Annotated in this window: 13 protein-coding genes; 5 read left to right on the forward strand and 8 right to left on the reverse strand. The window is 33.8% G+C overall.

The window, feature by feature from the left end:
• Positions 1 to 57: 57 nt before the first annotated feature.
• The 8 genes from ACTTAX_RS07225 to gcvT all read right to left on the reverse strand — a co-directional run bounded on the left by ACTTAX_RS07225 (position 58) and on the right by gcvT (position 9,365).
• Positions 58 to 471: a hypothetical protein gene (locus ACTTAX_RS07225; protein ID WP_075506197.1), complete on the reverse strand. Its 414-nt coding sequence runs from the start codon at positions 469 to 471 to the stop codon at positions 58 to 60.
• Positions 472 to 480: 9 nt separating this feature from the next.
• Positions 481 to 1,884: an FMN-binding glutamate synthase family protein gene (locus ACTTAX_RS07230; protein ID WP_262590391.1), complete on the reverse strand. Its 1,404-nt coding sequence runs from the start codon at positions 1,882 to 1,884 to the stop codon at positions 481 to 483.
• Entirely contained in the window at positions 1,884 to 2,738 is an 855-nt protein-coding gene (locus ACTTAX_RS07235) for a GXGXG motif-containing protein (protein ID WP_440693968.1), read from the reverse strand. Before ACTTAX_RS07235 ends, ACTTAX_RS07230 begins: the two co-directional genes overlap by 1 nt.
• Positions 2,726 to 3,670 carry a glutamine amidotransferase gene (locus tag ACTTAX_RS07240; protein ID WP_075506194.1) on the reverse strand — a complete coding sequence of 315 codons (945 nt, stop codon included), beginning with the start codon at positions 3,668 to 3,670 and terminating at the stop codon, positions 2,726 to 2,728. The genes ACTTAX_RS07235 and ACTTAX_RS07240 overlap by 13 nt, the downstream gene beginning before the upstream one ends.
• 30 nt (positions 3,671 to 3,700) lie before the next feature.
• Positions 3,701 to 5,170 (reverse strand): glutamine synthetase family protein, encoded by a 1,470-nt coding sequence (locus ACTTAX_RS07245; RefSeq protein ID WP_440693969.1) that lies wholly within the window; start codon positions 5,168 to 5,170, stop codon positions 3,701 to 3,703.
• 70 nt (positions 5,171 to 5,240) lie between these two features.
• Positions 5,241 to 6,569: an NAD(P)/FAD-dependent oxidoreductase gene (locus ACTTAX_RS07250; protein WP_440693970.1), complete on the reverse strand. Its 1,329-nt coding sequence runs from the start codon at positions 6,567 to 6,569 to the stop codon at positions 5,241 to 5,243.
• Positions 6,570 to 6,671: 102 nt separating this feature from the next.
• Positions 6,672 to 7,022 (reverse strand): hypothetical protein, encoded by a 351-nt coding sequence (locus ACTTAX_RS07255; protein ID WP_440693971.1) that lies wholly within the window; start codon positions 7,020 to 7,022, stop codon positions 6,672 to 6,674.
• 3 nt (positions 7,023 to 7,025) lie between these two features.
• Positions 7,026 to 9,365 (reverse strand): glycine cleavage system aminomethyltransferase GcvT, encoded by a 2,340-nt coding sequence (gene gcvT / locus ACTTAX_RS07260; protein WP_440693972.1) that lies wholly within the window; start codon positions 9,363 to 9,365, stop codon positions 7,026 to 7,028.
• A 147-nt stretch (positions 9,366 to 9,512) separates the two neighbouring features.
• On the opposite strand from gcvT, the gene ACTTAX_RS07265 reads away from it, so the two are divergent.
• From ACTTAX_RS07265 to ACTTAX_RS07285, 5 genes are all read left to right on the forward strand, one after another.
• On the forward strand, positions 9,513 to 10,460 hold the full coding sequence (locus ACTTAX_RS07265; RefSeq protein WP_440693973.1) for an ABC transporter substrate-binding protein: 948 nt from the start codon (positions 9,513 to 9,515) through the stop codon (positions 10,458 to 10,460).
• Positions 10,461 to 10,545: 85 nt separating this feature from the next.
• Complete coding sequence (locus tag ACTTAX_RS07270; protein WP_440693974.1) at positions 10,546 to 10,923, forward strand: hypothetical protein; 378 nt, start codon at positions 10,546 to 10,548, stop codon at positions 10,921 to 10,923.
• The gene (locus ACTTAX_RS07275) at positions 10,923 to 11,474 is read left to right on the forward strand and encodes a hypothetical protein (protein WP_440656945.1); all 552 of its coding nucleotides are present in this window, start codon (positions 10,923 to 10,925) and stop codon (positions 11,472 to 11,474) included. Before ACTTAX_RS07270 ends, ACTTAX_RS07275 begins: the two co-directional genes overlap by 1 nt.
• A gap of 65 nt (positions 11,475 to 11,539) precedes the next feature.
• Positions 11,540 to 12,571 carry a quaternary amine ABC transporter ATP-binding protein gene (locus ACTTAX_RS07280; protein ID WP_440693975.1) on the forward strand — a complete coding sequence of 344 codons (1,032 nt, stop codon included), beginning with the start codon at positions 11,540 to 11,542 and terminating at the stop codon, positions 12,569 to 12,571.
• A gap of 3 nt (positions 12,572 to 12,574) precedes the next feature.
• On the forward strand, positions 12,575 to 14,728 hold the full coding sequence (locus ACTTAX_RS07285; RefSeq protein ID WP_440693976.1) for an ABC transporter permease: 2,154 nt from the start codon (positions 12,575 to 12,577) through the stop codon (positions 14,726 to 14,728).
• Positions 14,729 to 14,731: the final 3 nt, after the last annotated feature.

The raw sequence follows: 14,731 nt of genomic DNA on the forward strand, positions 1-14,731 counted from the left end.
TAAAAACCTAGTGTGTTCACTAGGTTTTTAGAATTGAAATCAACTATTGATTGTTATTTAAAATTTTAGATATGCTTTTTTCAAATCAACTAGAGGATGTTTTGGAGACATTTGAAACTTAACTAAAAGTTCTCTTGCAATCATGTCTCTGTCTTGTTGATTGTTAGGAAGTTTAATTGATTTTGGAATTGTTACCCATCCATTTGCATTTCTACAAAACACAGCAGGTCTTCCTTCTTCGTAACCCATGTGTACATCCTCCAACCAATTTAAATCATCCCATCCCATTGCCTCAATATATTTTTTTAAGAATGGAGTTATTTTTTTATAATCAGGCAACAGGTTAACGTCATATCTATAACCAATCGACTGGCCTATCATTTTTTCTCTAGCAGTTTGTTTTTTTACTCCAAACTTAACTTTTGATACTTTAGCTTTCGATTTAGTTTTTTTAGTTTTCTTTTTAGCCATCGTTACCTCTTATATTTTGTGATAGTTATCAACACCAACAGTGTAGTTTGTACCTGCAAGTGGAACTTTCGCTAATGCAGAAGCTTCAGAAGTTAAAGCCGCTAAATCTTCTGGTTCTAACGAATGAATATTCGTCTTACCACAAGCTCTGGCTAATAATTGAGCTTCCAAAGTCATTGAGTGTAGATAGTTATATACTCTCAACGCTGCATCATCAGGATTTAATCTTGCTCTTAATTTTGGATCCTGAGTAGCAACACCAACTGGACATCTTCCAGTATGGCAGTGATAACATTCTCCAGCTTTTACACCCATTTCTTTTTCGAAATCAGCTTCTGGAATATCTTTGTTGCAGTTAAGTGCAATCATTGATCCAGTACCAATAGCAATTGCATCAGCTCCAAGAGCTAAAGCTTTAGCCATATCAGCACCATCTCTTACACCACCAGCGTAGATTAATGTTACTTTTCCAGTTTTACCCACATCGTCAATTGCTCTTCTTGCTTCTCTAATAGCAGCAATTCCTGGAATTCCAGTATTTGCAGCAGCAATGTGTGGTCCTGCTCCAGTAGATCCTTCCATACCATCTAAATAAATAGAGTCTGGATCACATTTTGCAGCCATACGCACATCATCATAAACTTTAGATGCACCAAGTTTTAACTGAATTGGAACTTTATTTTTCGTTAATTGTCTTAACTCTTCAACTTTTAGAGCTAAATCATCTGGACCTAACCAGTCAGGGTGTCTAGCTGGTGATCTTTGGTCAATACCTGATGGTAGTGATCTCATTTCAGCAACTTGGTCAGTTACTTTTTGACCCATTAAGTGTCCACCCATACCAACTTTTTGTCCTTGTCCAATAAATACTTCAATTCCATCAGCTAATTGAGCGTGATGAGGATTAAAACCATATCTTGATTGAATACATTGGTAATACCATTTCTCTGAATATCTTCTTTCATCTGGTATCATTCCACCCTCACCAGAACAAGTAGCGCTTCCAGCCATAGTAGCTCCTCTTGCTAAAGCAGTTTTTGCTTCATAAGAAAGCGCACCGAAACTCATTCCTGTAATATAAACTGGAATATCTAATTCAATTGGATTTTCACATCTTGGTCCAATAACAGTTTTTGTTTCACATTTTTCTCTGTAACCTTCGATTACAAATCTTGTAAGTGTTCCAGGCAAAAATACCAAATCATCAAATGTTGGAATTTTTTTCATTAATGCCATTCCACGCATTCTGTATCTTCCTAACTGAGATTTGATGTGAATGTCGTCTATTACTTCAGGAGTAAAAATAGCATTATGTCCTAGTAGACTTTTATTTCTTTTACCTTCTTCATGAACATGAACGTCAGCTTTTCCACCAACGCCTTTACCATTCTTTTTACTTTTTTTCTTAGGCATTAAATTGCTCCCTTCTTCTCTGTAGGTTCTAAATTATCGTAATTCCAAAGTTTTTTACCGGCTACAATTTTTTTCATTTTGCTTACATCAAAATTTTCACCAATTTCAGCTACCTTTAACTTTCTTTTTAGCCAATCTTGATCACTTGATGTTAGTTCTGCGTCTACTGCATCACTACCATAAGAACCAATTTCTCCACCTACGAAAATTGTCCCATCGTACATAGAGTCTCCTAGGTTAATTCCAACATCTCCAAGAATTATTATTCTTCCTCTTTGCATCATAAAACCAGTGAAAGCACCAGCGTCACCACCAATAATGATAGTTCCACCTTTCATATCAATACCAGTTCTAGCGCCAACGCTACCTTTGCAGATTAAATCTCCACCTCTGATTGCTGCACCAAAACAAGATCCAGCGTTTTTCTCAATCACAACTTTACCAGCCATCAGGTTTTCTGCGCAAGACCAACCAACTCTTCCATTGATTCTAACAATTGGTCCATCACACGAACCAATTCCAAAATAACCCAAACTTCCCTCAAAAATTAAATTTAATTTATTAAGGATACCGACACCCAAACTATGTTTTCCTTGAGGGTTTTTGATTACAATTGTTCCGTAACCTTGGCTCATTAAATTATCAATTTCTTTATTAGCCTCTGCAGCAGACATATCTTTAACATCAAGATCAGTTCTTTTGTTAAAGTCTACGTCATAAGTACCAAAGTAATAAAAATTCTCTGCCTCATCTGGGTTAAAGAATTTTTGTTGAGTTCTTCCTGTTAGAACTTCGGTATGCATACCCATTGATTGGGCTTTAGATTTTTTTGATACTGTTTTTAGATTTGCCATACTTTAACCTCCCCATCAAATGGATCATATGTGTCTATTTCTTGTGGTAACACAGATCTAATAGCTATCTCCTCTGATCCCATTGCAACTAAATCATCTGACTCATATAAAACTAAAGGTTTTGCAGCCATAGTGTCTTTAGCCATTCCTAGAGAGTCTTTTGTAGCCACAAAATAAGTAAACACACCGTCTAAACCAGTTAAGCTCTCTTTCATACCTTCTTCTAAAGTTGCACCATCTCTCATTTTTTCTGCAAGATAAACTGCGATTAATTCCGAGTCGCACTCAGACATAAATCTCATTCCTTTATTTTCCAACACTCTTCTGTTGTTCCAATAGTTTGTTAATTGACCATTGTGAACTACAGAAACGTCACTAAAAGGATAACCCCAGAAAGGGTGGGCGGATTTGATATCAACACCAGACTCAGTTGCCATTCTAGCATGACCTATTGCATGAGTTCCCACAACTTTATCTAGACTATATCTATCACAAACCATTTTTGCATTACCTAAATCTTTAATAACTTCTAATGATTTACCCATAGATAAAATTTCTACACCTGGAATACTTTCTATTCTTTGAGAAAAATCTAACAGATCTTTTGTGTTGTAATCAATCTCATATCTTAGAGAGTATGGAAGTGTTCTTTCTTCTTTAACAACTTTTGCTCCCATCTCAGCTAGAGTTTGGTCTACAACTTTTTTTCTTTCATCATATACAGAAACATCTTCCATAACTGATGAGCTTCCTTCTCCAACGTTCTCACCAACTTTAAAACGCATAATGAAATTTTTGCCATCTGTATCTCCATACAAAGCATATCCAGTTGAGTCTTCACCTCTATGTTTTAACGCTTGAAGCATACCTTGTAATTCGCTTCCAACATTTGAGGATTTTCCTCTATGAATTAATCCTGCTATCCCACACATATTTTTATACCCTTTCTATTATTTTATGACCTACGGTAAGCAATCAAGATAAGTATCCAGATCCCATTGAGTTGTAGCACCCAAGAATCTTTCCCACTCATCGTTTTTATACCAATGGAAAACTTTATACATTTCATCTGGCATTGCAGATTTAATTACTTCATCCTCTGCAAGTCTATTCAAAGCTTCACCAAGACTTAATGGAAGTTTTTTAACATCTTTACCAGCCTTTTGAGCTTCGTAAATATTTCTAGACTCAGGAGCAGCTGGTTTTAATTTTTTACTAATTCCATGATCACATGCTTTTAGTAATGCTGCACCTAATAAGTATGGATTATGCATAGAGTCTACTGATCGGTATTCAAATCTACCTGGTGCAGAAACTCTTAATCCACAAGTTCTATTTTGGTATCCCCAGTCAGCATAAACTGGTGCCCAGAAACCTTGGTCCCATAGTCTTCTATAAGAGTTAACAGTAGAAGATCCTAATGCTGTTAGTGCTGGCAAGTGTTCCATGATACCCGCAATTGATTGCAAACCAATTTTACCTGGTAATTGCATATCTTTAGTATCAGGCATAAAAGTATTTGTTCCACCTTCGACGTAACTAAATACTTCTTCAACACCTGGAAGTTTTTTGTTTCCAAGTTTGTTTACTTTAACTTTTCCACCTTTCCATAGAGACATATTTGTATGACATCCACTTGCAGAAACTCCCATGAAAGGTTTAGTCATAAAGCAAGCTATCAAGTTATGTTCTCTTGCAACTTGAGCACAAATTTGTCTGTATGTTGATAATCTATCTGCGTTTCTTAAGACGTTATCATAAGTCCAGTTTAATTCTAATTGACCTGGTGCATCTTCGTGGTCTCCTTGAATCATATCAAGTCCCATCGCTTTTGCATATTCAATTACCTTCATAAATACTGGTCTTAACGACTCAAATTGATCAATGTGATAACAGAATGGTTTTGAAAAACCTTTACCTGTAGGGGTGCCATCTTCATTTTTTGTTAACCACATCATTTCAGGCTCAGTACCAACTCTTAATTCTAGACCATGTTTTTTCTTAAATTCATCCATGAAAATTCTTAGATTTCCTCTGCAGTCTGAAGTTAAGTGACCACCTGGATTTTCTCTTTCTTCTCTGTTTCTAAAACATGTTACAAAAACTCTTCCAACTCTTTTGTCCCAAGGTAATTGCACAAAAGTATCTGGATCAGGAATTCCAACAAGCTCCATAGCTTCTGGACCATAACCAATATAGTTATTGTGACGATCTAAGAATAAGTTTGCTGTTGCTCCGTAAACTAATTGAAATCCTTTTTCTGCAGTTCTTTCCCAGTGATCTGCAGGTATACCTTTACCTACGACTCTTCCTGTTACAGAAATAAATTGATAATAAATATAAGTTATTCCAAGTTCGTTAATTTTTTCTCGAACTTTTTTTACTAGTTTAGCTCTACCTGGCTGGTTAACATGTTTTTCTAGATCCGTCATTTTCACCCCTCAATGAATTATTAAATATTCAAGCGTAGCTGAAAATTTTATTTGTGTCTAGGCTTAGAGATTAACTCCAAGGGAACGGACTGTTAGAAGTAGGATGAAGTTCACCCTTCTCGTAACGGTTGAATCTAAACGGCTTCAATAAATCACTTTCAGTACCAAGAATTTCTTTTGCAACAAGTTCACCAACACCAATCATTTTATATCCGTGATTAGCATCAGCAATCATATAAACGTTTTCAAAAAATCTATCGAAGATAGGAAAAGAGTCTGGTGTCATACATCCTAAACCACCTGATGGTCCTTTTCTGTATAAATCTGATTTTCCTTCAAATCTTTTTTGGCAATGCGCAAGTGCTGAACACCACATTTCACTAAAAGCATCTGTTGTTTGATATTCTGGAGATTCAATTCCATAAGGATCAACATTTACTTGATCAAAATGTTTTTTAACAATGTAAGGAGAAGTTCCACCTTGTACACCTAAACCTTCAATATCAGGTTTATAATAAATTCCCCAAATTTTGTCTGTTAACAATTTTTTTGTTTTGTCAGAGTATAAAGGTGCTGTTGAGTCAACGTGAACTACAGGTGGTTGTTTACCATCATTTGTTTTTAGGAAATCTGGTTCAACTCCGATAACTCCTTCTTGAAGCATCCAGTAAGTCCACATATCAGTTTCATGCATCTTACCATCTTTACCTTTTATGTGAGCAGTTTTTGGTAACTCTAACATATTCCAAAAATCTCTTGCCCATGGTCCTGCACCAATAACTACTTGTTCGCACTCAATAGTACCTTTATCAGTTTCAACACCAGTTACTGCTTGACTGTTACTTCCTTTTTTAAAACCAGTTACTCTTACACCTTTCATAACCTGAACACCATTAGATGTAGATTTGTTTTCTAGGGCTTTAATTGAATCTTTATTAAATGCGTATCCACCTTTTTTTTCATGAAGTACAGAAGTGATGCCTTGCGCTTGCCAATCGTCAAAAATTCCCTTCATGTAATTTGTGCAATCTTTTTCACCTTCAATAAAAACTGACTCATATCCAATTGCTTTTTGTTGTTCATAAATACTCGCAACATCTTCATGCATTACTTCTGGAGATATTTGTAAGTATCCAACTGGATTATATTTAAATGCTTTAGGATCACTTTCCCAAACTGAAACTGAATGAGCCATCAATTCTCTCATTGCTGGCTGAAAATAATTATTTCTAACAACTCCACATGCAATTCCGCTTGCACCAGCAGCCGTATCTTTTTTTTCTAATACAACTATGTCGCCAGGATTTTTGTAAGTTTCTGAAAGTTTCCATGCAGTACTTAAACCGTGTATACCACCACCGATTATCACTACTTTTGCTTTTGAAGGTAATGTCGTCATATCAAAACAATATTTTTTGATAATGGTAATTAATATAATTATTTATAGAAGTAAAAATTATATATAAAAATTAGATACTTTTTATATTAATCAAAAAATTAATTAATAACTGATGTTTTTTAATGTTTCTAAGTATTCGTTAAATTCTTTAATAAATGACTCACTTGGGACTATATTTTTAATTCGCTGGTCAGTTGAAGTTTTTTCTAGTTTAAAGAATCCTTTTTCACAAGCCTCTGTAATTATTAAAGCTGATTTTGGCCTAGATGTTTTAAATAATTTTGTTTTTAATTCTTCAACAGATAGTTTTGTTCCTTCTTTAAAAGCTGACATAACTAATAACATCATGTGGTAGTGAGAAGGTGACTTTCTGAAAAAATAATTACTAGAAGTATGGGATTGTTTCATTTGTTCTTCCCAGAAATCTAATAGGGTTTTTTTTTCTTTCGGCATTTTTTAAGATCTTACTCTAGATTTAGTTGGATCGTAGAATGGGAAGCCAACAACTTTTGCAGTAATTCTTTTTTGGTGACCATCTATTTTTCCAATTTCAACTTCTGTTCCAATTTCTGAATATTGAGCATCTATTCTACAAAGAGCTACATTTTTATTTAGAGTTGATGATAGGCATCCACTTGTTACAACACCCACTTGAGCTCTACCAATGTGAACACAATCACCATGACCTGCAATTTCTTTTCCAATTAATTCTAAGCCAACTAATTTTTTTTGAGGATTGTTTTTTCTTTTAATTAACTCTTCTTTACCAATGAAGTCCTCTTCTTTTGTTTTTAAGGGAACTGCAAAACCAATGCCTGCTTCAAAGGGATCTTGTTGACCATCAAATTCATTTCCAAATAAAATTAATCCAGCTTCTATTCTAAGTTTGTCAAGAGCAGCAAAACCAGCAGGAATTAAACCATCATCTTTTCCTGCTTCCATTAATTTATCCCAAACTTCAGGAGCATGATTTGGATGACACCATACTTCATAACCAAGCTCACCTGTATAACCCGTTCTAGAAACGATTAGCGGAATACCTTGTAATTCTTCAATTCTACAAATTGTAAATCTAAACCAACCAAGCTCATCAATAGATGGTTGGGTAGGTGGTGTAAAAATTATCTTTTTTAAAATTTCTCTACTTTTTGGACCTTGTATAGAAACATTACTGATTTGGTCTGTTGAATTTTTAACATTTGCATTAAAATTTTTTTTCTTCGCTATTTCTTTTAGCCATTCTCCAGCATATTCATCACCACATATCCATCTAAATCCTGTTTCACTTAATCTTAATAATGTTCCATCATCAAACATCATTCCATTTTCATAACACATTGCAGAATACACAACTTGGCCAACTGATAATTTTTTGATGTTTCTAGTAAGTGTGTAGTTTAATAATTCTTCAGCATCTGGACCTATTATTTCAAATTTTCTAAGAGAAGATAAGTCAATTAAAACAGCGTCGTTTCTGCAGGCATTATATTCATTTACTATTCCGTGTTTCGTATAATCATTTGGAAGCCAAAAACCTCTTGCATCAACATAATTTCTAGTTAGTTGAGATGTACGTTCGTGGAAACCTGAATTTCTAGTTAGTTTTTTTTCTGAATCTGTTTTCATTCGAAAAGCAAATGACTTTCTAAATTCTTTATTTTTGTCGTAAGTTCTAACAAAAATTTCAGTAGGATTCCACGAATTACAAGCATCAATATCACTAGGACAAGCTGTGGTTCCAATTGTTAAATCTTTTAATGCTCTAAACATTACATAATCACCAGGTCTAGAATAAGACTCATCAGATATTACCGAGTTTAATCCGGCAGCTGAAGTATTAAAAAATAAATTAATTGCATGCCACCCTTTCTGTTTTTGAACTCCATATTTAGACATGCTTTCAGTTAAATTATCTGAGCAATTAGGGTGACCAAAGTAACCTGCATCCTCATAATATTTTGATGTACATGCAAGATTAAAAGTATCATGTTTACCAACTGTATCTCTAATTACTTCTACCAAAGGCTCATGATCAGTATCATAAAATTTTGAATGTAATCCAGGACCAGGAAAAGTATTTCCCATAAAAGTTCTAGTAGTTTGCCAATCTAATCCTTTTTCAATTCCTTGTTCTAATTTTTTTGTATCAAACGCTACAAAGTCAGAACATTGTCTTCCAGTTGGACTTATGACTTGAATGTAATCTCCTTCTTTAACTTGGTAAGATGTTGAAGTTTCTTTATCTATATTTTTTTCATAAAGTGGTTCAAAAATTGGATCAGGTATAACACTTAACTCTTTATCATTTATAATTTTTGCTCTTTTAATAAATATAGTTAAATCAGTTGGTGGATTTTGTTTTGTAACATCCATATCCTCGCCAGGTGCAGCAAAGATTGCATAACATTTATCTTTTGATTTAAGTTTAATCTTTTCTTCGGGTTTTGTATCAATATCAAAAATTATAGATGATTTAGATTCTTTAATATTTAAATTTCTTTTTTTTAATTGATAATTTGTTGCTAAGATTGTTTCATCTTTTCCGTTTAAAATATCTCGTATGAAATTTTTTTGACTATTTTCTTTTAGATTTAAGATTCCTAATTCTGACTTTCCATCTTTATTAAAGCAAATTATTTCACAAATTTGATTTCCCTCATCGTTAATTATCTCTATTTCATCATCTGGAAAAATTTGAAAAGCAGTAAGAGCACCGCCATTTACAACATGTCGTTCAACTCCAGGTGGTAAAATATTTAGTCCAGGATTTTTAATGTCTTTACTTGTTCCAAGCATTTTTTAAAATTTTTTAATATTGATATATTTTTTATCACCATTTTTATTGATTAAATATATATATATTTTTTAGAACAAATAATTCTTTACCTAGCTATTCGTTTTAACATAGAGTGTTAATATTAATATTAATTTAGAGGGGAAAAAATGAAAAAAATAATGTCATTATTATCTGCTCTAGTTATTTCTGTTGTAAGTTTTACAGGAATATCTAACGCTGCAGATAGCAAAAAGCCCATCGTAATACCAACTCATAACTGGTCATCACAAATTGTTATGGCATATGTTATTGGTGGAATTTTTGAAAGTATGGGCAACAATGTAAAATATGTAAACGCTGACTCACAAGCAGTTTATGAATCAATCAGAATTGGAGACGTAACAATTTCTCATGAAGTATGGGAGTCTGCATTCGGTAAGTCATTTACTACTGCTTTAGATAAAGGTGGTTTACTTGATTGGGGTGATCATGAGGCTAGAACTCTAGAAGATATGGGTTACCCTAACTGGGTTGCTGACAAAGGTCTATGCCCAGGTCTACCAGATTGGACAGCTTTAAAAAATCCAGACTGTGCTAAAAACTTTACAACACCTGACTCTCCAGATGGAAAAGGAAGAATGTTGGAAGGTCCTCAAACTTGGCATGGTGATTTAATTCCGCAAAGGGTTGATGCATTAGGTTTAGGTGATCTTTGGTGGGTTAAATTTGCTGGAAGTGCAGATGCACTTTGGGCTGAGTTAGCAGCAGCTGAAAAAGAAGGTAGAGGAACTATTATCTTTAACTGGACACCTAACTTTACTGATGGTGCTGGTTTTACTTTCATCGACTTTCCACCATATACTGCTGGTTGTAGACCAGAAGATGGAGGAGATGGAAAATGTGGTTCTCCAGATGGTTACTTAAAAAAAGCTGTGCATGAAGATTTTCCAAAAACTCATCCTGCAGCAGCAGCAGCGTTCAAAAAAATGTCATTCTCTACAAGTCAAATTGGAGCAATGGCAGCTTTAGTTGACGTTGACAAAATGACTCATGAAGATGCAGCTAAAAAATGGTTAGCTGATAACGAGTCAGTTTGGAAAGCTTTTACTAACTAAGGATAGATAAAAGTAAAAAATTTAAATCTCCCCCAACTTGTTTGGGGGGGATTTTTTTTTATCTGAATTTATGTAAAATACACTTATGAAAAAACTTCTTCTATTTATATTTTTTAGTTTTTTAATTACCTCTTCTGTATTTGCACGAAGCACCGGATGTAAAGAAGGAAATTGTGAGAATGGTTATGGTAAATGGGTTTACACTGATAAGACAACCTATGAAGGGGAATGGGTTGCAACTAAAAAACAAGGTCAAGGAGTTGAGACATGGCCTAACGGATACATATACAAAGGTGAATTTAAAAATAGTGAATGGAGTGGACAGGGAGTTTTAACATTTCCAGATGGATCTACATATGACGGTGAATGGTCCAACGGTTTTATGAACGGTGAAGGAACATTTACTTGGGCAGACGGTAAACAAAAATCAGGTACCTGGATAAACGGAAAGTTACAAGAGTAGTGTCAAAAGAAAATAATTTAAATAAAACAGAAGAAACCACAAACGCTACAAAGCAATTTGTTGGTTTAATTGTAGTTACAGTAATAGTGATAGCTTTTTTTGGAATTTTAAATGGAATATTTGGTCAAGGAGATGAACTTGTCAAAAAAATGAAATTAGAAGAACAAAGAATTGCTGAAGAAAAAAAACTTAGTGAATTAATATCTAAATTACCTTCAGGAATACTAGTGTCATTTGATGGAACGGACCATTATAGGTTAACCGATGAGGTTTATGAACAAGTATGTAAAGCTACAAAATTAATACCTCAAAGAGCAATAATGGGTGCTAATTTTTTAAATTTTAGAGCTCATGAACTTTATACGATTAACGGAAATAAAATTGATGAAACTTTTGTCAAATGGGATCAAGAAAAAGGCAAGTGTTATGCTGGTTTTACTGTAAGTGGTAACAATGTAGGAGTAGATGAAAGTATAACTGTTAGTGGAGAAGCTTTGAGTTTCTTAAGTACGGGAATTGATACAAGGGTTTACTATATTAAGAATTTTTAAGTATGAAAGGTTACAATATTTAACATTTAAATTTTATTGAATATCATATAACTTTGTGAAGATTTATGTCTGAGACCGTTATTAAGTGTGAGTCAGTTTATAAAATTTTTGGCGAGAATGCCAAAAAAATGCTTGAAGAATCTAACGGTAATGTAGATGCAAAAACATTTCAAGAAAAAGGCTGTATAGTTGGAGTGAATAACGCTTCGTTTGAAGTTGCTAAAGGAGAAATGCTGGTTGTGATGGGTTTATCCGGATCAGGTAAATCGACACTACTAAGATGTATTTCAAGATTAACAGATGCAACTGGAGGAAAAATTTTTATAGAAGGTCAAGACCTACTAGAATTAAACAATAAGGAGTTAATTGAGCTTAGAAGAAACAAAATGGGAATGGTTTTTCAAAGCTTTGCCTTGTTGCCTCATAAAACAGTTGTAGAAAATATTGCTTTCCCACTTCAGATAAAGGGCATTAAGACTGAAGATAGTATTAGCAGGGCAATGGAAATGGTTAAACTAGTTGGACTTGATGGCAGAGAAAATTATTTTCCAAGAGAACTTTCAGGAGGCCAACAACAAAGAGTTGGGATTGCTCGGTCTTTGGCAGTGGAACCTGATATTTGGTTCTTAGATGAACCATTTTCAGCATTAGACCCACTAATAAGAAAAGAAATGCAAGATGAGTTTTTAAGACTGCAAGAAAAATTACAAAAAACAATTATGTTTATTACCCATGATTTTGATGAAGCTTTAAAATTAGCAGATCGAATTGCGATTATGAAAGATGGTATTATAGAACAGTTGGATACACCTGCTAATATTGTCTTAAATCCAGCTACAGAATATGTAAGAAAATTTACGGAAGAAGTTCCAAGAGAAAAAGTTTTAGTCATTGAAGATGTTATGGATAGTTCAAATAAAGATAATCTAGGAGATGTAAAAGTTTCAAAAGATGACATTATCGAAAATGTTGCAGAAAAAATTCTTACTCAAGAAAAAATTGTAGGAGTGGTGGACTCTAATAACAATATTATTGGTTCAATAAAACCTTCAACAATTATTGATACAGTTTTTGGAGGAAGAAAAAATAGTAGCTAAAACATGGAATATTTAAAAAAATACCCAAAGTTGTTTCAATGGATATTTTTGCTAATTGTATTTTTTGCTCTATGTTTTGCAATAGAAGTTCCTGAAACTTATAAATTTATAAGAGGCCAAGCAGAATTTGTAAAAGACCCTAACCAAAGTGTCTATTTTTTTCTAGGTAAAGAGGTACGATATTATGCGTTTGATGTGTTTTGGAGATTACCACCTTTACTTGGTTGGTTGCCTATTTGGATAAATGACTCTTTATTTTTCTTAATGAACGAGTGGATGCCAATGGAGTTTTGGAATGAAGATACTCAAGAGTTTAAAACTAGACCACTTTTATTAGAGATTAGTAGAAATTTAACGTCTTTTATGACGTTTTTAATCGAATTGATTAGAGAAATTTTACTTGGAGGGTTAGAAACTATAGTTGCATTCACGAGCTGGGATTTTATTGATGCTTATCCTTGGTTGGAACTACCTGGATTACCTTGGACTATAGTTGCAGCTGGAGCAACAATACTTGCATATAAACTAAGCGGTAAAGGACTTGCTATATTTGCAGGTTTAACAATGGTCTATATTTCAATTTTTGGTCAGTGGAAACCTTCAATGCAAACACTTTCTTTTATATTAGTTGCAGTTCCACTGTCATTTGCTTTTGGTATCAGTTTAGGTATTGCTGCTTATAAAAGTAAACGAGTAGAAAATGCTTTGTACCCAATTCTTTTAGTGATGCAAACAATGCCTCAATACGCAGTATTAGTTCCTGCACTTGTTTTATTTGGTGTTGGTGATCACGCAGCTGTAATAATTACGATGGTAGTGGCAGTACCTCCAATGATTTTATTAACTATTTTAGGATTAAGAGCAGTTCCTCCAGAAGTGATAGAAGCAGGAAGAATGAGTGGTTGTACTAATTGGCAGCTGATGCTGAAAGTATTAATACCAACCGCAAGAAGAGATATCTTAATTGGAGTTAACCAAGTTATTATGGTTTGTTTTTCTATGGCAGTAATCTCAGCTTTTATTGGTGCCAAAGGGTTAGGATTTAATTTGTTGTTAGCTCTTAACCAGCTTAATATTGGTCTAGCTCTTGAAGCAGGTTTGTGTATTAGTTTGATTGCAATTTTATTGGATAAGATGTCGTTGGCTTGGGCAAACCAACAACAAGATTATTTTGGTAATCTTACTTTTTTCCAAAGAAATAAAAATATTATATTTTTTGGTGGCTCAATAGTTATTGGAATTGTTCTTGCTTATATCGGTACTTTTGTTTTCAAAGATACATTTAATTATTTATTTGAAGTTCCACACAATAAAGGAATTTCAACAGCTGATTTTTGGAACAAAGGTGTGGATTGGATTTTTGATACTTTCTTTGTTTATATCAAGGCATTCAATACCTGGTTAATTGTAGATGTGCTTCAGCCAATGAGAGCTTTGTATTTAAGAATGCCAGCAGTTGCCACTTTAGTATTAGCTGTAGGTGCTGGTTATTTAATTGGAGGAATTAGATCAGCATTAGTTGTTGCTGCTTTAACTTTATTTATAGCATTAAGCCCATGGTGGGATAGAGCATTGGTTACATTGTACATGGCAACTTTTGGAGTAGTTGTTTCTTGTTTAATAGGTTTTACAGTTGGAACTTTATGTTTCCAGAATAAAAAGTCTGCGGCGTTTATGTTAGGGGTTTGTGATATTTTTCAAACGTTCCCGTCGTTTGTGTACTTAATTCCAGTAATGATGTTATTTGGAATTACAGATACTTCAGTTTTAATTGCTGTAATTGTTTACGCAACAATTCCAGCAACCAGATATACTATCGAAGGGTTAAGAAGTGTACCTGCTGGTTTGCATGAAGCAGCAACGATGTCTGGTGTTAATAAATTTCAGAGATTAACTAAGATTGAATTTCCATTAGCTTTTCCACATATGATGCTTGGGATAAATCAAACAATCGTATTTGCTTTATTTATGGTAATAATTGGAGCTTTTATTGGAACAGAAGATTTAGGACAATATATTTTAAAAGCATTGTCAGATAAAAATGGAGCTGGAATAGGTTTAACTCTAGGTATCTGTGTTGCTTTCATAGGATTGATTTTTGATAATTTAATTAGAACTTGGGTTGAGAAAAGAAAAAAACACTTAGGTATAGCTTAGTCC

The sequence above is a fragment of the Candidatus Pelagibacter sp. HIMB1695 genome, from assembly GCF_052047655.1.
Lineage (GTDB): Bacteria > Pseudomonadota > Alphaproteobacteria > Pelagibacterales > Pelagibacteraceae > Pelagibacter.

Bases quoted from the DNA above. Each gene is read 5' to 3' on its own strand.
- ACTTAX_RS07225 (WP_075506197.1), bottom strand. From the start codon at position 471: ATGGCTAAAAAGAAAACTAAAAAAACTAAATCGAAAGCTAAAGTATCA.
- ACTTAX_RS07230 (WP_262590391.1), bottom strand. From the start codon at position 1,884: ATGCCTAAGAAAAAAAGTAAAAAGAATGGTAAAGGCGTTGGTGGAAAA.
- ACTTAX_RS07235 (WP_440693968.1), bottom strand. From the start codon at position 2,738: ATGGCAAATCTAAAAACAGTATCAAAAAAATCTAAAGCCCAATCAATG.
- ACTTAX_RS07240 (WP_075506194.1), bottom strand. From the start codon at position 3,670: ATGTGTGGGATAGCAGGATTAATTCATAGAGGAAAATCCTCAAATGTT.
- ACTTAX_RS07245 (WP_440693969.1), bottom strand. From the start codon at position 5,170: ATGACGGATCTAGAAAAACATGTTAACCAGCCAGGTAGAGCTAAACTA.
- ACTTAX_RS07250 (WP_440693970.1), bottom strand. From the start codon at position 6,569: ATGACGACATTACCTTCAAAAGCAAAAGTAGTGATAATCGGTGGTGGT.
- ACTTAX_RS07255 (WP_440693971.1), bottom strand. From the start codon at position 7,022: ATGCCGAAAGAAAAAAAAACCCTATTAGATTTCTGGGAAGAACAAATG.
- gcvT (WP_440693972.1), bottom strand. From the start codon at position 9,365: ATGCTTGGAACAAGTAAAGACATTAAAAATCCTGGACTAAATATTTTA.
- ACTTAX_RS07265 (WP_440693973.1), top strand. From the start codon at position 9,513: ATGAAAAAAATAATGTCATTATTATCTGCTCTAGTTATTTCTGTTGTA.
- ACTTAX_RS07270 (WP_440693974.1), top strand. From the start codon at position 10,546: ATGAAAAAACTTCTTCTATTTATATTTTTTAGTTTTTTAATTACCTCT.
- ACTTAX_RS07280 (WP_440693975.1), top strand. From the start codon at position 11,540: ATGTCTGAGACCGTTATTAAGTGTGAGTCAGTTTATAAAATTTTTGGC.
- ACTTAX_RS07285 (WP_440693976.1), top strand. From the start codon at position 12,575: ATGGAATATTTAAAAAAATACCCAAAGTTGTTTCAATGGATATTTTTG.